Origin of the sequence: Verrucomicrobium sp. GAS474 (assembly GCF_900105685.1) — a bacterium.
Lineage (GTDB): Bacteria > Verrucomicrobiota > Verrucomicrobiia > Methylacidiphilales > GAS474 > GAS474.
Map to the genome: position 1 here is coordinate 2,589,776 of NZ_LT629781.1, position 23,765 is coordinate 2,613,540.

Below are 23,765 nucleotides of genomic sequence, written 5' to 3' on the forward strand. Positions count from 1 at the left end.
CTTTTGGCACTTGGTCGTCGTAGAGGGCGAAGACGAAGAGACGGGTTAAAATAATCTTGTGGGACGGGGCTTGCGCTCCGGGAGTCCGAGCATCCGCCGCAGTTCCTTGGCGGCCTTCGGGGCATAGTCCTTGTCGTTGTTGTTCGCCGCGACACGGACCTGCCTCGCATTCCCCTTCAGCTTCTCGACCCGTTGGACGATGCCCCGCAGCTCGTCCTCACCGTATTGCCAGCTGAACCGCTCGGCGACGGTCCTCCCCTGAACGAAGCCAGTGGCGTTCCGGCCGTGGAGACGGAGGTAGGCGAGATCGGGGTTCGTGACGTAGTCGAGAGCGGGCATGGCGATGGCGTCCTCAATGTCCGGGGTGTCGACCCCTACGAGCGTAGCTCGGTAATCGGAGAGGAAGTCGATGGTGTGCTGGGCGGTTTCGCCCTCTAGCCAGCCCTTGTTCCGCAGCTCCACCGCGAGCGGCAGAGGAGACAGGTCCTCGAGCAAACCCTCCAGCTCCGTCAGCCGATGCCGGTTGGGGACGAAGGAGGGGGCAAGCTGAAGGAGAAAGGCCCCGAACTTGCCTGCCTCGATGACAGGGGCGAACTGCTCTTTCGTCCAGAGGACGAGATCCCGCTCCAGCTCACGGTCGATACGGACCGGAGACTTCAATCCGTGGCCCTTGGGCCGGATCGAGGGGGGCAACGTCTCCACCAGGGCGTTATGCCGGGAGAGCGCCTTGTGGAGCTTGGCGTCGAAAAGGAAGTCGTCCGGGGTCTGCTCCACCCACTTCGCCACATTCCTTCGCTCAGGCACCGCATAGAAGCTGGAGTTCACTTCGACATAGTCGAAATTCTCTGAATACCACCGGAGGCGCTCCTCAGCGCGCACCTCCTTCGGATACCAATGCTTGATGAACTCAGGGTCGAGCCATGAGGAGCAGCCAACGCGGATCATCATTTTTCGTAATTACTCTTAGGTTTGGGCTGGGGAGAGGGACTGGTGGGGTACCCATAATCCTCAACCAAATCCTTTCCTTCCCTGCCATTGGCGTGTGTCGGTCCAGCACCACGCTGGCCGGGCGTGTGAGCTTCGTTCCAAGAGACAATAGCCACCAATTGATGAACGGTCTTACCCTCCAATGTCACTTCATAATAAAAGCAGACCGGAGAGCAGGTCGGAAGGGGTGCATCCTTGGGAGGAGCGTCAATAGTTCCTTTAGGGAGGAAGGACGTAGATGTTCCCCCTATCGCTCCATGCAATGCTCTGGCTTGCTTCACCAAGGAGACAAGGGCAGCAATCTGCTGTGTCGTGATAGAGACCTCCACTAGGGGAGGAGGCAGGGAGTGAGTGAAATCAAACTTTTCGGCTTTGAGCTTCTTGATCAGCTGGTCGATGGCCGGAGTGGGAATAGGGGGCGTCATGGGAGCCTTCTTAGGGGGGCACAAATCGCCAGTCAAAGGGGAGACGAGGGGGACGGCGTCAAGAAAGGGGAGATCCTGATCGAGCGACCACATGAATCGCTTTTCCCACCTCTGGAGTGCCGAGGTTGCGCCCCGGAAAACCCCGGCCGGGCTTTGGAGCGGGATCGACCACAACTGAAAGTAATCCGCAATCTCTGGAAAGACGGCGAGGGTGCTTCGGGGAATGAAGAACCCCCGTTCGGCGGGGTTAGGAAAATAGCCTTTAGGAGAGAAAGCTCTTTTAAGAAACGCCCGGATGTTGGGCAGATGGCCACGATAGCCGGTTTCGGCATAGTATCGGTTGCTCTCGGGATCCCAGACGAAGAAGTGGACGACAGCGGCCAGCTCCGCGAGATCGAGAGCCCCTAGGGCGATCTTCATGGGATGCTCGCGATGATCGAGGAGCCCATCAGCTTTTACGTGCCAGCGGCGAGAAACAGAGAGGAGGAGGTAGAGAGGCCCAGCCATCCCCAGCAGCATACCGTGCCCGTCCAGAGGTCTCATTTACCAAAGTAAACACTTTCCGCACGCCGGGAGATCTTGACCGGGGTGCTTGGTCACCGCAAAGAGCCGGGTGGACTATGAAAAATATCATCATCTCGACCCTGATTGCTTTCGGAACAATCGCCGTCCTTTCTATCGGAATCCCTATCGCACTTCGAGCGAAAAAGGACATGGAGAAAGGTGAGGAACCGGTGAAGGAGGCAGAGGAGAATTATTACCATCCGAAAGGCAAGGTGATAGTAGTCCCCTAGGCGCTTGATGCTCGATTGGACGGAGCCTAATTTAACCCATGCCTTTCTTCGCGATGATGTCCGTTGCCGAGTTCCTCGAACTCCGCAAACGGGCTCCCGCCAAACTCACGCCAACCGAGCAGCAAGCCATCACCGATGCCTGTAATTGGGGAATGACGACGGCACCCAAGCTCGATGCCGACTTCACTGAGGGCTGGAACGCCGTCCTCGCGGACTGGGAGAACCCGAACCCCAATGTCCAGGCCGTCGTCAGCAAGTACGGCGGATGGGGGATCGGATCTCTTGCCTCCTCACCGGGGATGGTTCAGAAAGCGATTGTCGAAGCAAAGAACAAGAAAACCTGACCTTATGCCCAAAGCAGCACAGAAGCAGAACAAGGAATCCGTCCTCCGAGCCCGCGTCACCCGGCAGATGAAGGACGCGTGGAACCACCTCGTCATCGAGAGCGGGGAGAGCGAAGCCTATCACCTCCGCGAAGCCGTGAGGGAGTACTTGGCGAAGGTCTCAAAGTAAGAAAATCGTCGGCAATGAACTTTCTTGAGCAGACGGGACTCCGTCCATTCGAACCCGAGAGCGACGCCCAAGAATTCGTCGACGTACTGTCGTTGGCAGCGGTCCGCTTGCGGATGGTTTTTGAAACGGAACGTGAATGCGTTATCCTAGCCATAGGCTCGGGCTGTTTCGTTAAGATCGGGGAAAAAGCCTACCTTTTAACCGCCCTCCACAATCTCACCGGAAAAGAACCGGACACCGGCAAATACAAGCACTCCAAGGGCGGTGGTCCTAACTTGGTTGTCATGGACGGCGCCTTCGGGACAGTGGTGGAAAAGCTCTACACGGGAGAGAACTGCCAGTACAACAACTCCCCTCGATTCTATCAGCATAGCGAAGGGCCGACTGTGGATGTGACGTTGCTTCCGGTCGAATTTCCGGAGCGAGCGACCTGCTACGACGAACTGCTGCTGAGCGATAATCTGCGAGTGAACGCGGTGCCGACTGCAATTTCAGGGCTCTGCTACATCATCGGCTTCCCGCAGGGTCTGGCCCACTATCATCGACAGAAGGTCCTTCCCATCTGGAAGATGGCGCACATCGCCTCCGAGCCAACCTTGAATTTCAACGAGGAGCCGCTCTTCCTCGTCGACGCCGTTACGCGCCCCGGCCTGTCAGGCGCTCCGGTCGTCGTGCACAAACAGGTGAAGGGGCAGGCCCGGGAGCATCGTCTGCTCGGGATCTACGTCGGGCGGTTCGTGTTCAAACCGGACGCGAACGTGAAGAAGAAGGGAAAAAAGAAAAAGGCTCGTCCCGAGATCGACCCTGCTGAGTACCTTGGGATAGGCCGGGTGATAAAAACCTACGTGATTCGGCAGATCGCCGATGAAAATAATCTCTAGTTCCTCGATCGCACGAGGCTAGGCAAGTGATCGAGCTGTGCCCCGGCCGGGACAATTGGGCCAAACCCTAGTCAGACGGGGAAAGCGTGATAGGCTGGGAAACCATGGAAGAAAGTCCCATGTCCCTATCGGACGAAGAGTGGAACAAGCGGTGCGCCGCTGATTCAAAGCCCGTTGATCTCGTCCTTCCGTTGGCAGAGGTGGAAGGAGGGATGCAGACCGGCTCCAGGACTATTGTCCTCGAGGGCTATGAGGTCGATAGGCTGCGGGACATTGAGGTTCTCGGCGAAGTGAAGCTTTCGCGCGATCGGGTTGCTACCTTTTACCGAGAACAAAATCTAGTCACCTTCCTCGACCGCAGTCAGGAGCCACAGGTCCTACTCGTTCGTCCTACTGCCCTGACCGTCGCGCTGGCGGGCGTTGCCTGACGTCGTGCCACAATGGAATCGACCATCGAGGCGATTTACCTATTCTAGCCTCATGTCGATCCCCGCTGTTCCTCTAGATACTCTAAAGTTGGCACTGCGGACGCTTTCCGGGGAAGACGGATTCATCTTCGAGGAGTTTGCCAATCAGCTACTCTCGGCGGAGTTTTCTAAGCTGGTGCCGATTGGTGGGATTGGAGACGGCGCACGGGATGGGGTGGTCTATTTTCCCGAGGGCCAGCCGTGCGTTTTCATTCAACACTCGGTTACGCCTGCTTTCGTCGGCAAAATCAACAGCACCGTCAAAGCCCTCGAAGAGGACGGTCGCACCGTAAAGATTCTGATTTACGGGAGTCCGCATGTCATCACGGCGAAGGCAGATACTCTTACGACGGAACTCCGAGAGAAGAAGGAGGTCGCCCTTTACATTCGGGACCTCGCTTGGTTTGTCCAATACGCCAATAGCAACGACATTACGCGTGGAGCCTGCCATGCGTTAATTGCCAAGATGGTGGGAACGGCCGCTGGCATCAGCACGCTCGTCCACGAAGGGTTACTTTCCGAAGTAGACAAGAGGACGGCGCTGGCTTACCTCGAAGTTACCGTCGGAAACAAGAGTCCAGGCAAGAACGTCAATCTCGTCTGCCTTGAGGCGATGGTGAAATACGCGATCCGGAATGGAACACCCGACGCCCCGATCCCGCGTGAGGAGATATATCGAACGGTCGGGTCGTTCATCACAACTGAAGAGTCCCAGCGTTTGCGGGCGCGAATCGATGGCTGTCTTGGGCGTTTTTCAAAATCCGAGGTCAAACATCACGAAAAGGTAAACGGCGTGCTGGTGGACGGCTTCGCTCCCGAGGTCGCGGGACGAATCGCGAACGAGGCTAGTTTTCGAGCCTTGGTGCTGATGCAAAGGCGGGTCGATGATTTCGCGCTGGATTGCGTTCGGCACGTTGTGCTGGAGAAGGAGATCGAGTACGACCTCGATGAAGAGGCATTTGCCCATGATGCCCGAATCGTGGCCGAAGCCATGCTGTATCGGAAAAGCGAGGCGGCAGCGCGGGCATTGATACCCGGTCCGACGTTGGCGAATCCCATTGTCTCGCTGGTGGAGCTGACCACGAAAATCTGCCTCAATGAGGGCCACCTTCTCAAGTCACTCCGAGCAGTAGAGCCCGAGAAGGTCTTGGACATTGTGCCTTTCGCCGCAGAGCGGCTGCTCAGAAGCGACGAAGGAGAGGTCACAAATTATTTTCGGCACGTTCGGGACAGCTACTTCCTCTACTTTGCGCTTCGGCAGGCGCCGGATGTCCAGGAGGCCCTCAATAGCGTCATCCGAGGGATGATGTTGATCGTCGATGCCAGTATCATTGTTCCTTGCATGTGCGAGAGGCTGCTCGAAGATGCAACGGTTGGCCGAATGACCCAACTCCTTAACGCGGCTAAACAGGTAGGAGTAAAGCTGTTCGCCAGCAAGGAAACCATAAACGAACTGATTTCCACGATTCATACCGCGAATGCGATCCATCAGTCCTACGCCCGGTTTAAAACACCTTACGATCATTCCGAGTTGGCGAAGGCGTACATTGAAGCTGGAGCGACGGAGGGCTTCGAGAAATTCCTAGAGCGCTTTTGCGACAAAGACACTCCTGTCGAAGACTTAAAGGAGTTCCTTAAAAGCGTTCTCGGGATTGAGTTCGACGACTTTGCCGACCAACGTCGGCAACTCGACCATTCCAAGGTAGAGGACCTTGGAAAAATCCTTTTTGATAAGCGGAAGGTGAAAGAAAGCATCGACGTAAGGCACATCGAGACGCTGGTAACGAACGATTCCCTCTCCATCCATTTAATCGACATACTTCGGAAGGATGCGATTGTTCGGCCGGGGAAGGGTGAGGCGTGGTGGTGGATGACCCGCGATTTCACCACGAACAACGTCGATAATCAGACCTTCACGGACGCGGGCCGTAAAGGGCCGGCGACCATGGCGCCTGACTTCCTCCTGCGGCACCTATCCTTAGCTCAACGGGACGGAAATAAAGCGACGACCTTCACACTACCCACGGCGATTGAGGTATCTGCCCTTGGCTTCATTCCCGCGGAAGTGATCAAGGCTGTTGACGAGTCTCTCAAGGAGACCGGACGCCTTCCTGTTTACCTTCGAGATCGGAAGATCCGGAAGATGCTGAATCAGGAGCGCTCCGGCCATACTCCAGCACCTAATCCCGCGGCCGCAGCCTAATCACCTCGGCCCTGACGGTCCGAGGCAGAACGGCGTTTTGGTCATCGTGAAGTGCCGCAAAGTGACGCAGCGATTTGCGGCACATCCGTCAGAGTAAATCCGACCGGTTGCGGCACTTTGCGGCGCATCGCTGCATGGTGTCGAATGTCTATATATACCTATAAAAGAAGAGGTTATAATATATATTCAATTCTAAGTGCCGCAGAATTGAGGATTTCCAGAGCCATCGCCAAAAAGGGAAGCAAGCAGAAGGCGAAGCCGTTCAGGGCCTCTTGGCCCAATGGCCTTTGGGGATGACGTAGCCATTTCTTGGAGCCGAGGGTGTTATAGGGCATTTGCGGCACTTCGCGCCTCATCGAGGCTTCGCCTCGCGTTGTAAGCGGCACGACGAAAGGTAGATCGCCCCAGAGGCGATGGGCGTTGGGACCATGCGTTAAAGCGCCGCAAAGTGCCGCAGCGCCCGATGTCTACTCTGAGCCAAGTGCCGCACCCTGTTTGCGGCACTTGCGGCGGCTGCTGGAATGAAAAAGCCCTCCCGTCGCCGGGAGGGCTTTCGTTTGCCAGGAACCGTTACCGGCCCACCGTGGCGTAGCGCAGGGCCTTTCCCTGCTTCCGGCTGACGATCCGTCTCCGTGCGACCAGCTCTGCCAGCGACGCCCGCAGGTCGTGGCCTTCGATATGGGTGTACTTCGACAGCTCCCGCACCGTCATGCTCCCCCGCTTCTGCAGTTCCTCCATGACCTTGTCCTCCCGCACCTTCGCCTCGCCCGCGAGGTAGGGGGCCAGGAGGAACAGTTCCTGCCGTGCCAGCCAGAGCGTCAGCTCGACAGCCGCCTTCGCCGTTTCCACCGACATCGTCTTCATGCTGGCCGGGATCGAGCACGAGATCCTCACGGTCGGGCCTGCCTCTTTTGCCGCCTTGGCAAAGGCCGCCATGATGCCCGAATCCTGATGCAGCAGGTGGAGCAGGAGAGCAATCCGCATCGCCTTCTCCGGCCAGCGGCGCGCGAAGTTGCTCGCCCCGGCGAGGTTGGTCTCGCTCTCGATCTCCGCCTCGATCCGTGTGCTGAAGGTGCGGAAGACCTCCATAACCTCCTCGCTGCCGATGAGGTCAAGGTACTCGCCCCTCTCCGCCAACCGGTGGCAGAAACGCAGGAGATCCGTCGAGAAGCCGCTCCAGTTCGCCTGAATCATGGGATCGAGCTCGAGGCCCATCTGCTTGATCCCCTGATCCATGAGGCAGAACTGGAAGCGTGGCAAGAGGCCGCCCTTCACCGACTCCTCGTTTACGATCTTCCCAGTCTGGTCACTCTGGGTCAGCCAACAAACCGAGAGCCGCGGCTCGTTGACGTTCTCCTCGTCACGCCCCGCCCGAATCGAGTCGAGGTGGTCGCCACTCCAACCTTGAATGAGGAGCGAGTCGTCAGGGGTGGAGGTCTTCGAGAACAGACCTTTGAACGTGATGAGCACGATTTTTCGGCCGTCCGTGTGGAAGCCGAAGAGCGACTCGCCCACGGCACCCGACAGCTTCTTTTCGAGGCCGGCGCTGGTGAAGTCGGTGACGACGAAGTTCGGCTTCCACTTCTCGCGGTGCTTGATCTCCTGGATCTTTTCTTCGACATCCGCGAGAGCCTCATCGAGGCAGGGAGTTGGGGCGGCGACGGAACCGGCATCCATCTTCGCCTTCCGCCGCATGAGCTTCACGATCTCCTTGTCCTGCTCGAGGGCAGGCATCGCCTTCTTGTCCTTCTTCACCTGCTCAGCGTGCTTCGCGATGAGGGAGCTGTTGAACCGCCGAATCGGTTCGCCGATCTCCCCGCCTACGACGCTTTTGCCACCTGCCGAGGGTACAATAATGAGCGAGTAGATGTTCGAGTGAGTGTAACCCTTGCCGCGCTTCAGCCGAACCCGCGCGAACGTCGAGCCGCTGACGCAGCTCAATGCCACGAGGAGCGGCATGATCGGCGGGCAGACGTGGACGCGCTCGTAGTCCCGGACCATCCGCCGCAGGAGGAGCGGCAGGGCACCAGAGGGAAAGGTGGCGTCGTAGTCCGGGTCGATCAGCGGTGCGGTCCGAACCTGCTGTGCGTTCCGGAGTGCTTCCCCATGGTCGCCGCCGTTGACGAACCCGACGACCCAGATGTCGTTCTGGACCAGCCTTTTGATGATGGCATCCGCCCACTCGCCATGCTCTTCCGATTTCCAAACGACGGCTTTGTGCTGCGCCGGCTGGATCATGTCGAAGATGTCCACGCTCTCGGAGACTTCGTCTGGCATTGCGTCCTTCGATCGCCGGACACCGCCACGATCGACGATGACCGTTGCCGGGAACTCGACGGTGGCGGGAAACCCAAGGACTCCCTCAACCTTGGCCATGACCTGCAGGTAGTGGCGAGCCGACGAGAAGACGTGGATGACCTCAGTGATCGGGAGGTGCCCCACCACTAGGGGAGTCAGCTTCGTTTTCGGGTAGGTGTACGCCTTGCCCTCCTTGGTCAGGACGTGGAGCGCCACGACCTTACCTTCCTTCTCGATCGGCAGCGCGAGGTTGCCCTCGTGCGCGCCGAGATGAGGGAACTGCCAGAGCGTATCAGGCGCGACCCCGAGGATCGGTCCGAACGTCTCGCAGATCTCCTCTGTAAGGGAGAGCTTGGCCTCCTGCCACAGGTCGAGTGGGATGGACGTGGCAGCCCCGGCCGGGCCTGCCACTTTGGCGGGGAGATCGCTCACGCAGCCTCCTGCTGGGCGACATTTTCATCGGCGCGGCGACGGCGCCTTCTCGGTGCCGGTCGCTCGTATTCGACTTCGCAGCGGAGGGGTGGGGGGCGCAGACCTTGGTCATAGCGATCTAGAAGAGCTTCGACGTCCCGCGACCTGTAGAGCGCCTTCGCCCGGGGACCCTGTCCGGACGCTCTCGTGATCCATCCTGCCTCTTCGCAGCGGCGGAGGTCTTTTTCTTTCCCAATCTTACCGACAACTTCGGCGCGGGGAACCATCCGACGGGTGAGGTGTCGGACGACCTCGGCGCCGATACGATTAACTACCTCTTCGACGATCTTCTCGATGTCGACTTCTGAATTGCGCGAAGGCATGGGCCTTCCTTTCGTGGTTAGCGATTGGAAGGTCTCGGCGGTTCAAGCGCCGGCGCGGCCCGTCGCAGGGGCAAATTCCTGCGATTTAACACCTCGTCGCCGAGGGGGACTACTGCCTAAGACCTAGATCTACAACGGACGTTCCCAGTTTCGTAGGGCTCTCAGTCCTCGTGGATCGAGAGCAAGCAGAGGGACGTAGCCCCCGGCAAACACGGCAAGTACAAGCCAGTTGATGGGCGGACTCTACCCGAAACGAAATACCTTGTCAATAACGGTCTCGACAGGTCGCGACACAATCCCTATTTGGCCGCCGATCTCTCCTTTTTGCCAGGAAGGATAGCCCAGTACGCCTGCCAGACCGGCTCCTTAACGACTGTCCGATAGTGCTTCAAAATGACGTCGGGACTATTGCCCATCATCGCCGCCGTCCGCGCCTCATCGGACGTAGCTGCGAGAAAGTACGTGCCGAAGGAGTGCCGGATGGGATTGCGGGGCCAGACCTTGAGCACTGTGCCGTCCTTCTCCTTAGCTTCCTTCGCTTGTTCTGGGGTGAAGAAGCCCGCGGCCTCGCGTGCCTTCTCAAAGTGAGACCGCCAGGGCGTCGGCGCCACGAGCCCAACGCGCTCTTCTTCCGGGACGAGATCGAGCCAAGCCTTCAGGGTCGCGTGAATCGCGATCATCCGGTTCTTCCGGGTCTTCGCGATCCGCGCTGAGACCTGAATCTCCTTGTCGCCGACGGCCGCCCAGTCGAGCTGTTGGATCTCGCTGGAGCGGAGCCCGGCGAAGAGACCCAACGCGGTCGCCGTTCGGATGGGTCCGTCGCTCTTGGTGAGGAGGTCGGCTGCCTCTTCGGGGGTGAGGATCGCGCAATCGGCATCGTAGTCGATGCGGGGAATGTCGATGGCGGGGTCGACGCCGACATAACCGTCGCGCTTTGCCCAAGCGAAGAACGCTTTCAGGTTGCGAAGATGGTGAGCTTGGCTTCCCCGGGTCCAAGCGTCCTCGTCGATCCAGTCGGAAACATCGTCCTTCTGGATCTCGTGGACTTTGGCGCGCGGATGGTCGGTGAAGAAGTTCCGGATGGTCCCGGAGTAGTCCTTCCTCGAGTTGGGGAGGAGGGGGGCTGGGCGAGGGTCATCCAAGAATAGGGCGAGGGCGGCCTCCCAACCAATCACCCCCTTGGAGGGACGGCCCAGCTTGATGCCGTCCTCCACCGCCTGAGTGAGTGTAAGACCCGGGAACTGCTTGATCCTGCCGAAGGCGAGGGCGGCTTCGTTGAGCTGGGCCGGTTCGAGGCGCGTCGCGGTGATCTGGTCCCGCTTCGAATACTGCTCCCATGCCCAGCGACGAGCCTCCTCCTTGTGTTTGAAGTCCTTCAGGATCGCCCGGCTCTTCTTCTTGTTCTTGGGCAGGGCATTGGCGGGGTTGCCCCGGTTCGGCGAGGTCGTTGGTAAAAAGGGAATCTGAACGTCCGGCCGCGCAGCTACGAGGTAGTTCAGGATGCCGCCGGGGAGGGGGACGACTTCCGCCTCCATCGTAGGGACCGGCGCCTCATCCCGGCTACCGATGATTCCGAGGAAGCGTTCGCCCAAACGAACGCGCCACGTGACGCTGCCATTGCCTCCCTCGTTCTTGCCCAGCCCGACGCCCGGGGGAAGACCCTTGGGGATCTCGACGTTGGACGGATCACCGTCGAGAAACACCTCACGAAGGGTCTTCTTTTTGGTCAGGGCGCGCATTAGTGTAATTTTACGCTAATTCTACGTCCTACTGCAACACCAGAGTAAAAGGTATGACTCTTAATCAATTGGTTGTAGGTTCAAGTCCTACTCGCGGCACTTTTTAAGCTCCTCTCGTTCAGAGAGTTAGAGTGGGATTTCTTCGGGATGATCGCCGGAACGGCACCCCGCGTTCCGATTCTTTGACGGGCCTTGCGCGGACGCGAGGCCTGTCCCGTTTTACTTCGTCGCCTTGAGGTCCCGGGAGGCGGCGTGCTTCAGCTTCCAGAGTTGGCGGAGCGTGGTGACGTAGCTGATGGCGAAGGCGACGAGGTCGCGCTTGGTCTTGCCCGCGTTACGCTGCTCGAAGAAGAAGGGGATCTCCTTGATCCGATAGGCGGGATGGTAGATGGAGAGCTTGACCAGGATTTCCTCGACGATGTCGAAGTGGACGCACTCGAGCCGGAGGGCGCGGAGGTCGGCGCCGCGATAGAGGCGGAAGCTGTTGGAGACGTCGGCCACCCGGAGGCCGAGGACGATCCGGAAGACGATGTTCACGAAGAGGCTCATCCAGATGAGGATCTTCGGGTTGTCGGTATGGCCGCCGGGAACGTAGCGGGAGGCGATCAGGAGGTCGGCCCGGTCCCGGTCGGCCCAGAGGGTGGCGATGAAGGAGGGATTGTGGGAGCCGTCGGCGTCCATGATGACGACGCGCTCGCCCAGCGAGAGGCGGATGCCCTGCTGGATGGCCCCGCCGTAGGAGGACTTTCCTTCCCCGTAATAATGCCGCGCCCCGTTGGCGGTGCAGACTTCGGCGGTGTCGTCCCGCTTTTCGTGGGCGTCGATGATGACGATCTCGTAGGAGATCCCCAATCCTCCCAGGGTCTGGTGGAGGGCCGGGAGCATGCCGCGGAGGTTCTCGGCTTCCTCATAGGCCGGGATGACGACGGAGAGAGCGGGGGCGACGGCCTGAGACATGGAGGGCTGATTAAGTCGGTTTTTTTCGATTCTGGCAAGGGGCAACTGGGAGGCCGCTCTCTTTGGCTGGGGCGCGGAAAATGGGGCGCGACCGTTTTTCTCTCTCCCCTGGGGCAAGATGGTTACTTTTTGATCAGCCTTTGAATAAGGATTGGCCAATAGGTGGGGTCTTTGATGGAGTGGGGTTAATCTGGTTAACTTCGTAAGTTGCTTTATTGGATCAGGTTGTGGTTTCCTCCGCTACCTTGGCACGGCTTAAGCGACTCTCCTTGTGTGAAAGCGAACACCAAGCAGTCCGGTTTGATTCTGATCATCGATGCGGAAGCCTCCGTCCGGCAGGAACGCCGGGATGTTCTGGAATGGGCGGGCTTCCGCGTCGAGGAAGCGGCTGACTCCCGGGAAGGTCTCTCCCTGGCCCGTCTCCTTCGGCCCGAGGTGATTTTCTGCGCCGACCGGGTGGCCGGGGTGCGCGGCGAGGAACTGCTCCGCCTCCTCGATGAGGAATGGGAAAGCGGCGGCGCGTGGGCCTTCATCCTCCTCGGCGGCGGCGAGGAACTCCCCGACGCGCTCGACGGCCGCGACCCCGATGCGATTGTCGCCGACGATATCTCGGGCAGCGACCTGATCGCTCTGGCCCGGAAGTATCTCTCCCAGGTGGACGAATGGCGCGCCGCCGAGGAACGGGCCGAGGAAAAGGTCGCCGAGGTCCTGAACGACTGGGAAACGGCCGATCCGATGCCGAACGCCGCCTCCCTGAGCTGGGACGACGAGGGGGGCGAAGGGCTGGGCAAAGGCCGGGTCCATTCCAATCAGATTTACGAGCTCGCCCGGGAGATCGTCTTCCGGTTCGGCCGGAGCTCCGACCTCGAATGTTTCATCGATAACGGGTTCCTTCCCTTCAGCATGGAGGTCCTCCGGGCCGTGATCGAGGAGCTGGTCGGCAATGCCTGCCGCTTCACGACGAAGGGGACCCGGATCGATCTCTTTTTCATCCGCGGGGTGGAGCGTTCCGTTCTCTTCATCCGGGACTACGGCCAGGGAATGGAGGCGTCGATGGCGGTGCGGTTGACGGCCGGTTGGGATTCCCACGGCAAGGGCAAGGGCCTCCTCACGGTCCGGCGGCTGGTCCGCGAGGCGGGAGCCTCCTTCCGCGTCGACGGCGGCGTCGACGAGGGGGTGACGATCCGCATCGAGATCCCCGACGAAAGCCGGGCGACGCTCCCCCTGACCGTGCCCGAGGAGATGGGGATCATGCACCTGCGGATCGGCCTCCCCCGGAAGCAGGGGAAGAAGTAACCGCTCTCGCCTAGAACGTTCTAGGTAATAGTCGGGTTCTTTAGCAGTGGCAGGGAGGGAGGGGATGAATTACAATCTTCGTCATCGAAGAATAGGCGGCCCGGACCGAGATCATCGGACGGGGCGTCTCCCGGGGGGGAGGAAAGGATGTTCCAGCCACCATGTCAGGCCACGTTTTAGTCATCGAAGATGATCGCGCGATGGGGGCGCTCTACCGCTCCGCATTGAGCTCGTGCGGCCATCAGGTCAGCATCGCCGACCGAGGGGACACCGGCTACCAGATGGCGAAGGAGGGGAACTATGACGCGATCATCAGCGATTTCATGATGCCGGGCCTCGACGGCCTCGACCTCCTGGAGAAGCTCCGCGCCAGCAACCCCTTCGTCCCCGTCATCCTGATGACCGGCCACGGTTCGGCCGAGACGGCCATCGAGGCGATGAAGCGGGGGGCCTACGATTACCTCCTGAAACCGGTCCAGCTCGACGAGCTGATGGAGACGGTGGAGAAGGCCATCGTCAACTCCCGCATCCAGACCCAATCGGTCCGGGTCGGCACCCCCGCCGAGGCCGGAAAGGAAGGGGAGGGACTCCACATGGTCGGCTCCTGCCCGGCGATGCAGAAGATTTTCAAGGAGATCGGCCGGATCGCCGCGAAGCCGGTGACGGTCCTGATTCGCGGGGAGACGGGGACCGGCAAGGAACTCGTCGCCCAGGCCGTCTACCATTACAGCAACCGGAAGGGAAAACCCTTCGTCGTCGTCAATTGCGCGGCGATCCCGGAGACCCTCCTGGAGAGCGAGCTCTTCGGCAGCGAGAAGGGGGCCTTCACCGGGGCGCAGGCGCGGCGGATCGGCCGCTTCGAGCAGGCCCACACTGGCACCCTCTTCCTCGACGAGATCGGCGAACTCAGCCCCGGCACCCAGGCGAAGCTCCTCCGCGCCCTCCAGGAGCGCGTGATCCAGCGCCTCGGCAGCAACGAGGCGATCTCGGTCGACGTCCGCGTCATCGCGGCGACGAACCGGAACCTGGAGGAGGCGATCCAGGAAAAGCAGTTCCGCGAGGATCTCTATTACCGGCTGAACGACGCCACCATTTCCCTCCCGCCCCTGCGGGAGCGGCAGGGCGACGTGCCCGAACTGATCGGCTACTTCATCTCCCATCACGCGAAGGATCTCGGCGCCCAGCGTCCCGGGATCACCCCGGAGACGGTCGATTACCTCGCCTCGCTCCCCTGGCCCGGGAACGTCCGGCAGCTCCAGTCGTTCCTCCGCCAGGCGATCCTCGCCTCGCGCGGCTACGCGATCTCCCTGGAAACGGTGAAGGAGATGCTCTCCCGCGAGGGCAAGACCGGCGGGGGCAAGGGGGCGGCCGACCGTCCGTTCCGCGATTTCATCGCCGAGGTTCTGGAAGGGGCCTCGACGGCAAAGGAGCCCGACGCCTACGCCGTGGCGATCCGCGCGGCGGAGCGGGAGCTCCTCTCCCAGGCGATCCGGCTGACGAAGGGAAACCAATCCCTCGCCGCCCGCTGGCTCGGCATCTCCCGCCTCACGCTCCGGACGAAGCTCACCGAACTCGGCCTCCGCGAGGCTTCCGAGAAGGAAGAGTAGGGGAGTTTCTCCCGCCTCCAAAACCACTCTTTCGGCGCGGCGTTCAGGTTGCGTTTTAGATCTGGGTCTAAAAGAGAAGGGAGCCGCTTGTCGGGATCGAACCGACGACCGACTGTTTACAAAACAGTTGCTCTACCACTGAGCTAAAGCGGCGTGGGGAACGGAGTGCGGGAGTATGGCGCAGCGTGTCCCGGCTGAAAAGCCCGGAACGTCGTTCCCCCGTGCTTTTATCGGTTCCGGGCTCGGAAAGTGCTTCCCAAACGCGTTCCCGGAGGGAAATCTCTCCGGACCCAACCCACTATCTCCATGGATCTTTTAAGAAAGAAGTCGTTCGCCTCCTTGCAGAAACAGGCCGAACGCGTCGGGGGGCTGCGCCGGGTGTTGACCGCGCCCCAGCTGGTCGGCCTCAGCGTCGGCACGGCGATCGGGACCGGCGTCTTCGTCCTGACGGGGCACGTGGCGGCGGAGCACGCCGGCCCGGCGCTCGTCCTCTCCCTCATCGTCGCCGGGCTCGCCTCGCTCTTCGCCGGGCTCTGCTATGCCGAATACGCCTCGATGATCCCCGTGGCCGGGAGCGCCTACACCTACGCCTATGCGACGTGCGGGGAATTCTTCGCCTGGATCATCGGCTGGGACCTGATCCTCGAATACCTCTTCGGCGCGGCGACGGTCGCCGTCGGTTGGTCGGGCTACATGACCCGCTTCCTCCACTATTGCGGGATCGACCTTCCCACGAAGCTGGTTTCCTCCCCCTGGGTCTACAAGCACGGGGAATGGATCCACAGCGGGGCCTACTTCAACCTTCCGGCGGTCCTCATCACCGCCTTCGCCACCTGGGTCATCTACTCCGGCATCCGCGAATCGGCCCGGCTCAACCTCGTCATCGTCATCATCAAGGTCTCGGTGATCCTCCTCTTCATCGGCTTCGGCCTCCCCCACGTGAAGCCGGAAAATTGGCATCCCTTCATCCCGCCGAGCGACGGCATCTCGGGCGAGTTCGGCTTCAGCGGCATCTTCGCCGGTGCGGGGGTCATCTTCTTCGCCTACCTCGGCTTCGAGGCTGTCTCGACGGCGGCCCAGGAGGCGAAGAACCCGCAGCGGGACATGCCGATCGGCATCCTCGGCGGCCTCCTGATCTGCACCGTCCTCTACATCTCCGTCGCCGTCGTGCTGACGGGGCTCATGTCCTACAAGGACCCCGGGATGGCGGGCCCCGCGCCGGTCGCCTACGCCATCGAGCACGTCGGGACATCCCTGAAGTGGCTCGCCCCCTTGATCCAGCTCGGGGCGATCGCCGGGCTCACCTCGGTCATCTTCGGCCTCCTCCTCGGCCAGAGCCGCCTCTTCTACTCGATGTCCGAGGACGGCCTCCTGCCGAAATCGTTCTCGAAGATCCACGCCGTGCGCGGCACCCCCTGGGTCACCACCCTCCTCGTCGGCGGCGTCACGGCGGTGATCGCGGCCCTCTTCCCCATCGGCATCCTCGGGGAGCTGACCTCGATCGGGACGCTCCTCGCCTTCCTCATCGTCTGCGTCAGCGTGATGGTCCTCCGCCGCACCCAGCCCGGGTTGCCCCGGTCGTTCCGGACCCCGTGGGTTCCGCTGGTCCCCCTCCTCGGCGTCTTCTTCTGCGGCCTCTCGATGTATTACCTGCCGAACGACACCTGGGTCCGGCTCTTCGTCTGGATGGCCGTCGGCCTCGTGGTCTACTTCCTTTTCTCGCGGAAAAACAGCAGGCTGGAAAAAGGAAGCGAAGACGCTATCTAGGGAGGATGGAATCCTCCCCCGCGGCCCCGCTCGAGCCCAAGGCCGAGCCGCCCGTCCTCACGGTCCGCTTCTACCGGCCCGAGGACCGGCCCGTGATCCGGCGGATCTGCGCCGAGACCGGTTTCCTCGGGAAGCCGATCGACCCGCTCTTCGAGGACCGCGAGCTCTTCGCCGATTACCTCACCCGCTATTACACCGACATCGAGCCCGAATCGACCCTCGTCATCGAGAGCGGCGGCGTGGTCCAGGGATACCTGAACGGTTCCCGCCGGGTGGGGCAATACAAGCGGTTCCGGTTCCGGGACAACGCCCGCCTCTTCCTCGTCGGGGCCTGGCGCTACTTCACCCGCCCCTACGGGGCCGAGACGCGCCAGTACGTCCGGTGGCTCATGACGCGGGCCGGGAAAGAGAACCCGGTGACCCCGCAGGATCTCCCCCATTTCCACATCAACCTCCTCCCCCCGGTCCGCAGCGTCGCCGGGACGCGGGCGATCATCGACGCCTTCCTGAAGTACCTCGTCGAGCAGGGGGAAAAGGGCGTCTACGCCCAGGTCATCTCCTACGAGGCGCGGCGGGCCGTGCGGACCTTCGAGCGGTACGGCTTCGAGGTCATCGACCAGAAGGAAGTGACGAAATACCGGCACCTCCACGACGGCGGCATCTTCCTCTTCACGATCATCAAGGACCTGAAGGCGAACGGGAGTCTCTACGGAAGCGATCTGGGTAAGGGCAAGGGCAAGCACCAGAGCCAGCCAACATCGAAGGCATGAGTGCCACTGCGGGAAAGCACCTCGTCGTCTCCCTCCACGACCTCCACCCCGGCAGCCGGAAGGCGATCGCCGCCCAGCGGGAGGCGCTGGCCGCGTGGGGCGTCTCCCGCCGGAGCCTCCTCGTCGTCCCCCAATTCCATCACGGCCCGAAGGCCGACGAGCCCGACTTCGCCGCGACCGTCCGCGCCTGGGCGGGGGAGGGGGACGAAGTTGTCCTCCACGGCTTTTTCCACGACCGCCAAGGCCGGAAGGACGCCCTCGGCTCTCTCTTCTGGACCCGCCTCTACACGAACCGGGAGGCCGAGTTCCTCGACCTCACCGGCCCGGAGACGGTGGCGCGGCTTGCCGCCGGGAGCGCCCTCTTTGCCGAGGCCGGTTTCCCCGTCCCGGTCGGCTTCATCGCCCCGGCCTGGCTCATGGGCCCCGAGGTCGTCCCCGTCCTCCGGGCCGCCGGGTTCCGCCACACGACGACGCTCCGGGAGTTCCTCTCCCTCCAGCGGGGCGAAAGCGTCCCTTCCCAGTCCCTCTGCTGGAGCACCCGGGCCGCGTGGCGGCGGACGGTCTCGGTCCTCTGGAACCGGCACCTTTTCTCCCGCTCCCAGGGGAATTCCCTCCTGCGGATCAGCCTCCATCCCGACGATCTCCTCCACGTCACAATCCGGAAACAAATCGAGCGGGTCGTGAAAACGGCATTGGATCGCGGCTTCGAGCCGGTAACCTATGCGGATTATGCCTCTCTGCCGGGTTGACCTCCATCTCCACTCCCGCTTTTCCGACCGCCCCTCGGAGTGGATCCTGCGGCAGCTCGGGATGCCCCAGAGCTACAGCCAGCCGGAGGCCCTCTACGCCCGCCTCCACCAGGCCGGGATGCGGTGGAAGACGATCACCGACCACAACCGGATCGACGGCGCCCTGGAGCTCGCCGCCCGCCATGACGACGTCTTCCTCAGCGAGGAGGTCACGACCTACTTCCCCGACGGCTGCAAGATCCACCTCCTCGTCTGGAACCTGACCGAGGCCCAGCACCGGGAGATCGCCACCCTGCGGGAGAACATCTACGACCTCGCCGGATGGCTCCGCGTCCAGAAGCTCCCCCACGGCGTCGCCCATCCGCTCTCCGACATCAACGGGAAGCTGACCCCCGCCCACGTCGAGAAGCTCCTCCTCCTCTTCCGCGTCTTCGAGGGGCGGAACGGCAACCGCGAGCCGCTGGCCCAGCAGGTCCTCGGCCAGATCGTCGCCTCCCTCACCCCGGAGAAGCTGGCCCAGCTGGCCGACCGCCATCACCTCGCCCCGGTCGATGCCGATTTCCACCGGAAGATCCTCACCGGCGGCTCCGACGACCACGGCGGCCTCTACGCCGGGCGGACGTGGACCGAGGCGGCGGTTGATTCCAACACAGCCGACACCGTCGACGGCTTCTTCGCCGCCCTCCACTCCGGCCTCGCCACGCCGCAGGGGGAGGCCGGGACGCCGCTCCATCTTTCCAGCAGCTTCTACAACACCGTCTTCTCCTACGCGCAGGACCGGATGAAGAAGACCGCCCCGCTCGCCGCCAATCTCCTCAGCACCGTGGCGCAACGGTTCGTCACCGGCAAGAACCCGACCGACTTTTCCTTCGGCGAGCAGATGGGCTTCGTCGTCGAGGCGGTCCGGACCGGCCAGGTCTTCGACTTCTTCAAGCCGGGCGAGACGACCCTCTCGCGGGAGTTCGCCGCCTTCTTCACCGATCCGAAGGTGAAGACCGATCTCGACACCATCATCCGCACCGAGGCCGGGCCGGAGCGCCGCTCCTTCGCGATGGCCTCCTACCTCACGAACCAGCTCTCCTACCGCCTCTTCCTCGAATTCATGCGGCGGGTCGAGCGGGGAAGCCTCCTCGACGCCTTCCAGTCCCTCACCGGGATCGTCCCCGTCGCCGGGGCCGTCCTTCCCTACGTCGTCGCCTACCGGCAGCAGGCCCCCGCGCGGCCCTTCCTCCGCGAGACCGCCCGGGAATTCCTCCCCGAGGTCCCCTCCTTCCTCCGCAACGAGAAGCGGGCCTGGTTCACCGACACCCTCGAGGACGTCAACGGCGTCGCCCGGACGATCTGTTCCATGACGGCGGCGGGCCTCCGCGCCGGGGCCGACCTCACCGTCGTCACCTCCCGGTCCGAGGTCTTCGTCACCGACATCCCCGTGAAGAACTTCGCCCCCGTCGGCGAGTTCGAGATCCCCGAGTACAAGCTCCAGAAGATGAGCTTCCCCCCCTTCCTCGAGATCCTCGACTACATCGAGCGGGAAGGCTTCACCGAGCTCGTCATCAGCACCCCCGGCCCCGTCGGCCTCTGCGCCCTCGCGGCGGGGAAGCTCCTCGGCCTCCGCCTCACCTCGATCTACCACACCGACTTCCCCCAGTACGCCCGCTTCCTGAGCGACGACGCCTTTATGGAGACCGTCACGTGGCGCTACATGCAGTGGTTCTACGGCCAGTTCCACCGCATCTACGCGAACTCCGAGTTCTACCGTCAGTGCTGGATCGACCGCGGCATCCCCGCCTCCCGGCTCGAGATCTTCCCGCGCGGTCTCGACACCTCCCTCTTCGCCACGAAGTTCCGCCGTCCCGATTTCTGGACCGCCCGGGGCGCGAAGCCGGGCGCGCCCGTCCTCCTCTACGTCGGCCGCGTCTCGAAGGAAAAGGAACTCGGCTTCCTCGTCGACGTCGCCCGCGAGCTGGAGAAGCGGGGTGCCTCCTTCACCGTCGCCCTCGTCGGGGACGGCCCCTTCCGGGACGAGATGGCGGCGGCCCTTCCCGGCGCGATCTTCACCGGAGTCCTGACCGGGGAGGAACTCGCCGCCGCCTACGCCTCCGCCGACCTCTTCCTTTTCCCCAGCACCACCGACACCTTCGGCAACGTCGTCATCGAGGCGATGGCCTGCGGCCTCCCCGTCGTCGTCTCCGACGTCGGCGGACCGAGGGAATTGATCACCGCCCCTGCGCGCGGCGCCGTCGTCCCCGCGCGGAACCTGAAGCAATGGGCCGACACCGTCTCCGGCTTCCTCGCCGCCCTCCCCACCGAGGCCTCCCGCCAGGCCCTCTCCAGCGAGATCCACGAGGAACGGAGCTGGGACCGGGCGTTCCAGAAATTCTGGAACGAATAATTCAGGCCCTTTTCCTCAGCCCATTTTTACGAATCGAGGCTTGGGCGGGGGCCTCGAAATAGCGGTACGCCAGGAATGCGGCGACGCAAGTGATTCCCATATAAAGCAGGAAGAAGGCGTTGTGGTAGAGTGGAACGCCTTGCCCCGATCGGGTGAAAATCAGGACAAGCCCCAGTTGAATCGGGAAATGGAGGAGATAACTCGAATAGGTCATGTTTCCGGCGCTCTCCACGTATTTCCGCAGGGAGTCGGGAATGGAAATATCCCTTGCGAAGAAGAGCACCAGCGCGGGGATGTAAAGATAGGAAAGCAGGGGTTCGATGGGAGTGCCCGGGTGAGGGTTCCAGTGCAGCAGCTTTTCCATGATGGGTGTCGCGATCAGGAAACCCGCCAGCAAAACTTTCAGTAGCAGATCCTTCGATTTTGAATCGGGCGAGGCAAGCCTGCCAAGCAGAGTCATCGTCCCTCCGAGATAGAAATAAAGGACGCAATCGAATAGCGGGGTCCGTCCGTGCATCGCCGTCAGCACCCCGAATATCCCGAGCACGATCAGGCTCACCCGGAACGAGGCGCCGAAACGGAAAGTCACGCAGAAGAACACCATATAAATCAACACTTCCAACGAGATGGACCAAACCGGGCCATTGAAGCTGAGGTGGCTCTGATTGATCCAATCGCTGGCCATGAAGAGCTGGAGGAGGAAATGGAGAGTGTCGGTGTCCCGGTAGACGAAGAAGAGGTGGTGTCGTGTGAGGTAGCACCACTGAAGCAGGCAGACCAGGAGGAGGGTTGCCAGATGAAGCGGATAAAGACGTGAAAAGCGAAGGATGAAAAATCGCCCTGCGGAAATGTTTTTTTCCCGAATCGCATGGCCATATTTCCAGAAGAAAATATAACCGCTGATGCACCAGAAAATCGGGACTCCATAATTCCCGAAGTCGTAGAGGGACTTCAGTAGGGGATAAAAGGGCTGGTTCTCCCGCACCCAACCGATCGGATCGTTCCCGATATAGGCGAAATGCCGGTAATGGAAGACGACGACAGCCATTGCCGAAAGAAAGCGAATCAACTCGAGTCCCAGCAGTTTATTCCCGGACGGAGAGCCCTGAGGTCTTTCTCCAGACGATGAAGGAGGCTGGCTCATGGCATCAGGGAGAGCGCCTCGATCGGGATGAGCCATGTCTTGCCTGTCTAATCTCGTCCCGGAGCCATGACAAGTTATATTGCGCTCTCTCCAAAGACCGGCTCCCTTCTTGCCCCCGCCGGGCAATCGGCTTTAATGGACCGATGCAGTTCTCCACCGCTCCCTATTCCCCCCGCACCTATCTCCCGGCCGGGATCGACCTGACCGATCTCAAGACCCTCGAAGGCCTTTACGGTCGCCTTCAGGCCGACCTCGAGGCGGCGGCGACGGCGGCGGAGCTCGAGACGTGGCTTGCCTCCTACGGCGAGGTCGACAGCGCCATCGACCAGGCCCGCTCCGAGCGGTACATCGCGATGACCTGCCAGACCGACGATCCCGAGCGGGAGAAGGCCTACCTCCATTTCGTCGAGGAACTCGACCCCGCGCTGAAGCCCCGCCAGTTCGCCCTCTGGCAAACCCTCGTCGCGAAGCCCGCCTTCGAGATGTTGCCCGACTACTACGCCGTCTTCCGCCGGAGCGTCGCGACCGCCGTCCGTCTTTACCGGGAACAGAACATCCCCCGCGAGACCGCGACCGCGAAGCTCTGCCAGAGCTACCAGAAAATCTCCGGCGCGATGACCGTCACCTTCGACGGGGCCGAGCAGACCCTTCCCCGCATGGGCCGCATCCAGGAGGAGACCGACCGCGCCCGCCGCCAGGCCGCCTGGGAGGCCGTCGCCGCCCGCCGCCTCGCCGACAGCGAGAAGCTGGAGGAGATCTTCGACCAGCTCCTCGTCCTCCGGGAGGAGATCGCGAAGGAGGCCGGGTTCGCCGACGCGCGGGCCTACTTCTTCGCCTCGCGGGAGCGGTTCGACTACACCCCCGACGATTGCCTCCGCTTCCACGACGCCATCGAGAAGCAGATCGTCCCCCTCGTCCGCGAGATGCAGGCGGAACGGAAGGCGAAACTCGGCGTCGACACCCTCCGCCCGTGGGACCTCGCCGTCGATCCCGAGGCGCGCCCCCCGCTGAAGCCCTTCGCCACCGGCGACGAGCTCTTCGAGAAGACCGACGCGATCTTCGGCGAACTCGATCCCCGGCTGAAGGGCTTCTTCGACGTCCTCCGCCAGGGCGGCCTCGTCGACCTCGAGAATCGGAAGGGGAAGGCCCCCGGCGGCTACCAGGCGAACCTCCCCGAAGCCCGCGTCCCCTTCATCTTCATGAACGCCGTCGGCATGCAGCGCGACGTCGAGACCCTCCTCCACGAGGCGGGCCACGCCTTCCACACCCTCGCGGCGCGGGAGCAGCCGATGAACTGGTACCGGAATGGCATCCCCATCGAGTTCTGTGAGGTCGCCTCGATGAGCATGGAGCTCCTCGGCGCCCCCTACATGGGCAAATTCTATAACGAGGAAGAATCGAAGCGGGCCCGCCGGGACCACCTCGAGGGGATCGTGAAGTTCTTCCCCTGGATGGCCATCGTCGACGGCTTCCAGCACTGGCTGTACACCCATCCCGGCCACAGCCGCCCCGAGAGGAAGGCCGCATGGATCGCGCTGATGGACCGCTTCGGCGGGATCGAGGACTGGACCGGCCTCGGCGACCTGAGCGAGGCCCGCGCCTACCTCTGGCACCGGCAGCTCCACATCTTCGAGCTTCCCTTCTACTACGTCGAATACGGCATCGCCCAGCTCGGCGCGCTCCAGGTCTGGAGCGCCGCCCACAAGGACCGGAAGGCCGCCATCGACGCCTACCTCAGCGGCCTCTCCCTCGGCGGCTCGAAGCCCCTGCCGCAGCTCTTCGAGGGCGCGGGCATCGCCTTCGACTTCACCGACAAGACCATCGCGCCCCTCATCGCGCTGGTGCGGGAAGAGATGGCGAAGCTGGGGTGAGGTTCGGTCTGGAGCGATGAAAGCTCTTTGGATGGGCTTCTTGGTGGTAGGGATTTACGCATGGCTGCTAGGCGGGTGTGCCGCCCAGCCTCGGAGTAGCGCATCTTATTT

Annotated in this window: 20 protein-coding genes and 1 tRNA gene; 13 read left to right on the forward strand and 8 right to left on the reverse strand. The window is 62.0% G+C overall.

The features are described from left to right. Positions 1-45: 45 nt before the first annotated feature. The gene (locus BLU04_RS10795) at positions 46-948 is read right to left on the reverse strand and encodes a DUF72 domain-containing protein (RefSeq protein ID WP_093285735.1); all 903 of its coding nucleotides are present in this window, start codon (positions 946-948) and stop codon (positions 46-48) included. Next, complete coding sequence (locus BLU04_RS10800; RefSeq protein ID WP_157895288.1) at positions 945-1,832, reverse strand: hypothetical protein; 888 nt, start codon at positions 1,830-1,832, stop codon at positions 945-947. Before BLU04_RS10800 ends, BLU04_RS10795 begins: the two co-directional genes overlap by 4 nt. Positions 1,833-2,032: 200 nt before the next feature. On the opposite strand from BLU04_RS10800, the gene BLU04_RS16525 reads away from it, so the two are divergent. The 6 genes from BLU04_RS16525 (at position 2,033) to BLU04_RS10820 (ending at position 6,270) form a co-directional block, all read left to right on the forward strand. Next, positions 2,033-2,206, forward strand: a complete 174-nt coding sequence (locus BLU04_RS16525) for a hypothetical protein (RefSeq protein WP_157895289.1) — start codon at positions 2,033-2,035, stop codon at positions 2,204-2,206. A 38-nt stretch (positions 2,207-2,244) separates the two neighbouring features. Beyond that, complete coding sequence (locus tag BLU04_RS10805; protein ID WP_093285741.1) at positions 2,245-2,550, forward strand: hypothetical protein; 306 nt, start codon at positions 2,245-2,247, stop codon at positions 2,548-2,550. A gap of 4 nt (positions 2,551-2,554) precedes the next feature. Next, the gene (locus tag BLU04_RS16530; RefSeq protein ID WP_157895290.1) at positions 2,555-2,719 is read left to right on the forward strand and encodes a ribbon-helix-helix protein, CopG family; all 165 of its coding nucleotides are present in this window, start codon (positions 2,555-2,557) and stop codon (positions 2,717-2,719) included. Between the two features lie 14 nt (positions 2,720-2,733). After that, a complete protein-coding gene (locus BLU04_RS10810) occupies positions 2,734-3,600 on the forward strand; it encodes a trypsin-like peptidase domain-containing protein (protein WP_093285744.1) in 867 nt (288 codons plus the stop codon). A gap of 119 nt (positions 3,601-3,719) precedes the next feature. Continuing rightward, positions 3,720-4,028, forward strand: coding sequence for a hypothetical protein (locus tag BLU04_RS10815; RefSeq protein WP_093285746.1), 309 nt, complete (start codon positions 3,720-3,722; stop codon positions 4,026-4,028). Between the two features lie 52 nt (positions 4,029-4,080). After that, a complete protein-coding gene (locus tag BLU04_RS10820; RefSeq protein WP_093285749.1) occupies positions 4,081-6,270 on the forward strand; it encodes a hypothetical protein in 2,190 nt (729 codons plus the stop codon). A 570-nt stretch (positions 6,271-6,840) separates the two neighbouring features. Here BLU04_RS10820 and BLU04_RS10825 read toward each other — a convergent pair. The 4 genes from BLU04_RS10825 to BLU04_RS10835 all read right to left on the reverse strand — a co-directional run bounded on the left by BLU04_RS10825 (position 6,841) and on the right by BLU04_RS10835 (position 12,058). Beyond that, positions 6,841-9,000 carry a DUF3987 domain-containing protein gene (locus tag BLU04_RS10825; protein WP_093285751.1) on the reverse strand — a complete coding sequence of 720 codons (2,160 nt, stop codon included), beginning with the start codon at positions 8,998-9,000 and terminating at the stop codon, positions 6,841-6,843. Beyond that, positions 8,997-9,362 carry a hypothetical protein gene (locus BLU04_RS16535; protein WP_157895291.1) on the reverse strand — a complete coding sequence of 122 codons (366 nt, stop codon included), beginning with the start codon at positions 9,360-9,362 and terminating at the stop codon, positions 8,997-8,999. Before BLU04_RS16535 ends, BLU04_RS10825 begins: the two co-directional genes overlap by 4 nt. 299 nt (positions 9,363-9,661) lie before the next feature. After that, positions 9,662-11,101 carry a tyrosine-type recombinase/integrase gene (locus BLU04_RS10830; RefSeq protein WP_093285754.1) on the reverse strand — a complete coding sequence of 480 codons (1,440 nt, stop codon included), beginning with the start codon at positions 11,099-11,101 and terminating at the stop codon, positions 9,662-9,664. Positions 11,102-11,320: 219 nt separating this feature from the next. After that, the gene (locus BLU04_RS10835) at positions 11,321-12,058 is read right to left on the reverse strand and encodes a glycosyltransferase (RefSeq protein WP_093285756.1); all 738 of its coding nucleotides are present in this window, start codon (positions 12,056-12,058) and stop codon (positions 11,321-11,323) included. A gap of 273 nt (positions 12,059-12,331) precedes the next feature. Here BLU04_RS10835 and BLU04_RS10840 point away from each other — a divergent pair, with 273 nt between their 5' ends. Continuing rightward, on the forward strand, positions 12,332-13,354 hold the full coding sequence (locus BLU04_RS10840; RefSeq protein ID WP_157895292.1) for an ATP-binding protein: 1,023 nt from the start codon (positions 12,332-12,334) through the stop codon (positions 13,352-13,354). Positions 13,355-13,515: 161 nt separating this feature from the next. After that, on the forward strand, positions 13,516-14,961 hold the full coding sequence (locus BLU04_RS10845) for a sigma-54 dependent transcriptional regulator (RefSeq protein ID WP_093285762.1): 1,446 nt from the start codon (positions 13,516-13,518) through the stop codon (positions 14,959-14,961). 81 nt (positions 14,962-15,042) lie between these two features. Here the strand turns inward: BLU04_RS10845 and BLU04_RS10850 are convergent. Beyond that, positions 15,043-15,114, reverse strand: a tRNA-Thr gene (locus BLU04_RS10850). 153 nt (positions 15,115-15,267) lie between these two features. Between BLU04_RS10850 and BLU04_RS10855 the strand changes: the two genes are divergently transcribed. From BLU04_RS10855 to BLU04_RS10870, 4 genes are read left to right on the forward strand one after another with little or no spacing between them, the layout of a single operon-like run. Next, on the forward strand, positions 15,268-16,728 hold the full coding sequence (locus tag BLU04_RS10855) for an amino acid permease (RefSeq protein ID WP_173862568.1): 1,461 nt from the start codon (positions 15,268-15,270) through the stop codon (positions 16,726-16,728). A gap of 5 nt (positions 16,729-16,733) precedes the next feature. Next, positions 16,734-17,498 (forward strand): hypothetical protein, encoded by a 765-nt coding sequence (locus BLU04_RS10860; protein WP_093285764.1) that lies wholly within the window; start codon positions 16,734-16,736, stop codon positions 17,496-17,498. Beyond that, positions 17,495-18,247 (forward strand): polysaccharide deacetylase family protein, encoded by a 753-nt coding sequence (locus tag BLU04_RS10865; RefSeq protein WP_093285767.1) that lies wholly within the window; start codon positions 17,495-17,497, stop codon positions 18,245-18,247. Before BLU04_RS10860 ends, BLU04_RS10865 begins: the two co-directional genes overlap by 4 nt. Then, positions 18,219-20,639 (forward strand): glycosyltransferase, encoded by a 2,421-nt coding sequence (locus BLU04_RS10870; protein WP_231964857.1) that lies wholly within the window; start codon positions 18,219-18,221, stop codon positions 20,637-20,639. Before BLU04_RS10865 ends, BLU04_RS10870 begins: the two co-directional genes overlap by 29 nt. 1 nt (position 20,640) lies before the next feature. Here the strand turns inward: BLU04_RS10870 and BLU04_RS10875 are convergent, their stop codons facing one another. Beyond that, positions 20,641-21,783, reverse strand: a complete 1,143-nt coding sequence (locus BLU04_RS10875) for an acyltransferase (RefSeq protein WP_157895293.1) — start codon at positions 21,781-21,783, stop codon at positions 20,641-20,643. A gap of 143 nt (positions 21,784-21,926) precedes the next feature. Between BLU04_RS10875 and BLU04_RS10880 the strand changes: the two genes are divergently transcribed. Further along, positions 21,927-23,654, forward strand: a complete 1,728-nt coding sequence (locus BLU04_RS10880) for a M3 family oligoendopeptidase (RefSeq protein ID WP_093285775.1) — start codon at positions 21,927-21,929, stop codon at positions 23,652-23,654. Positions 23,655-23,765: the final 111 nt, after the last annotated feature.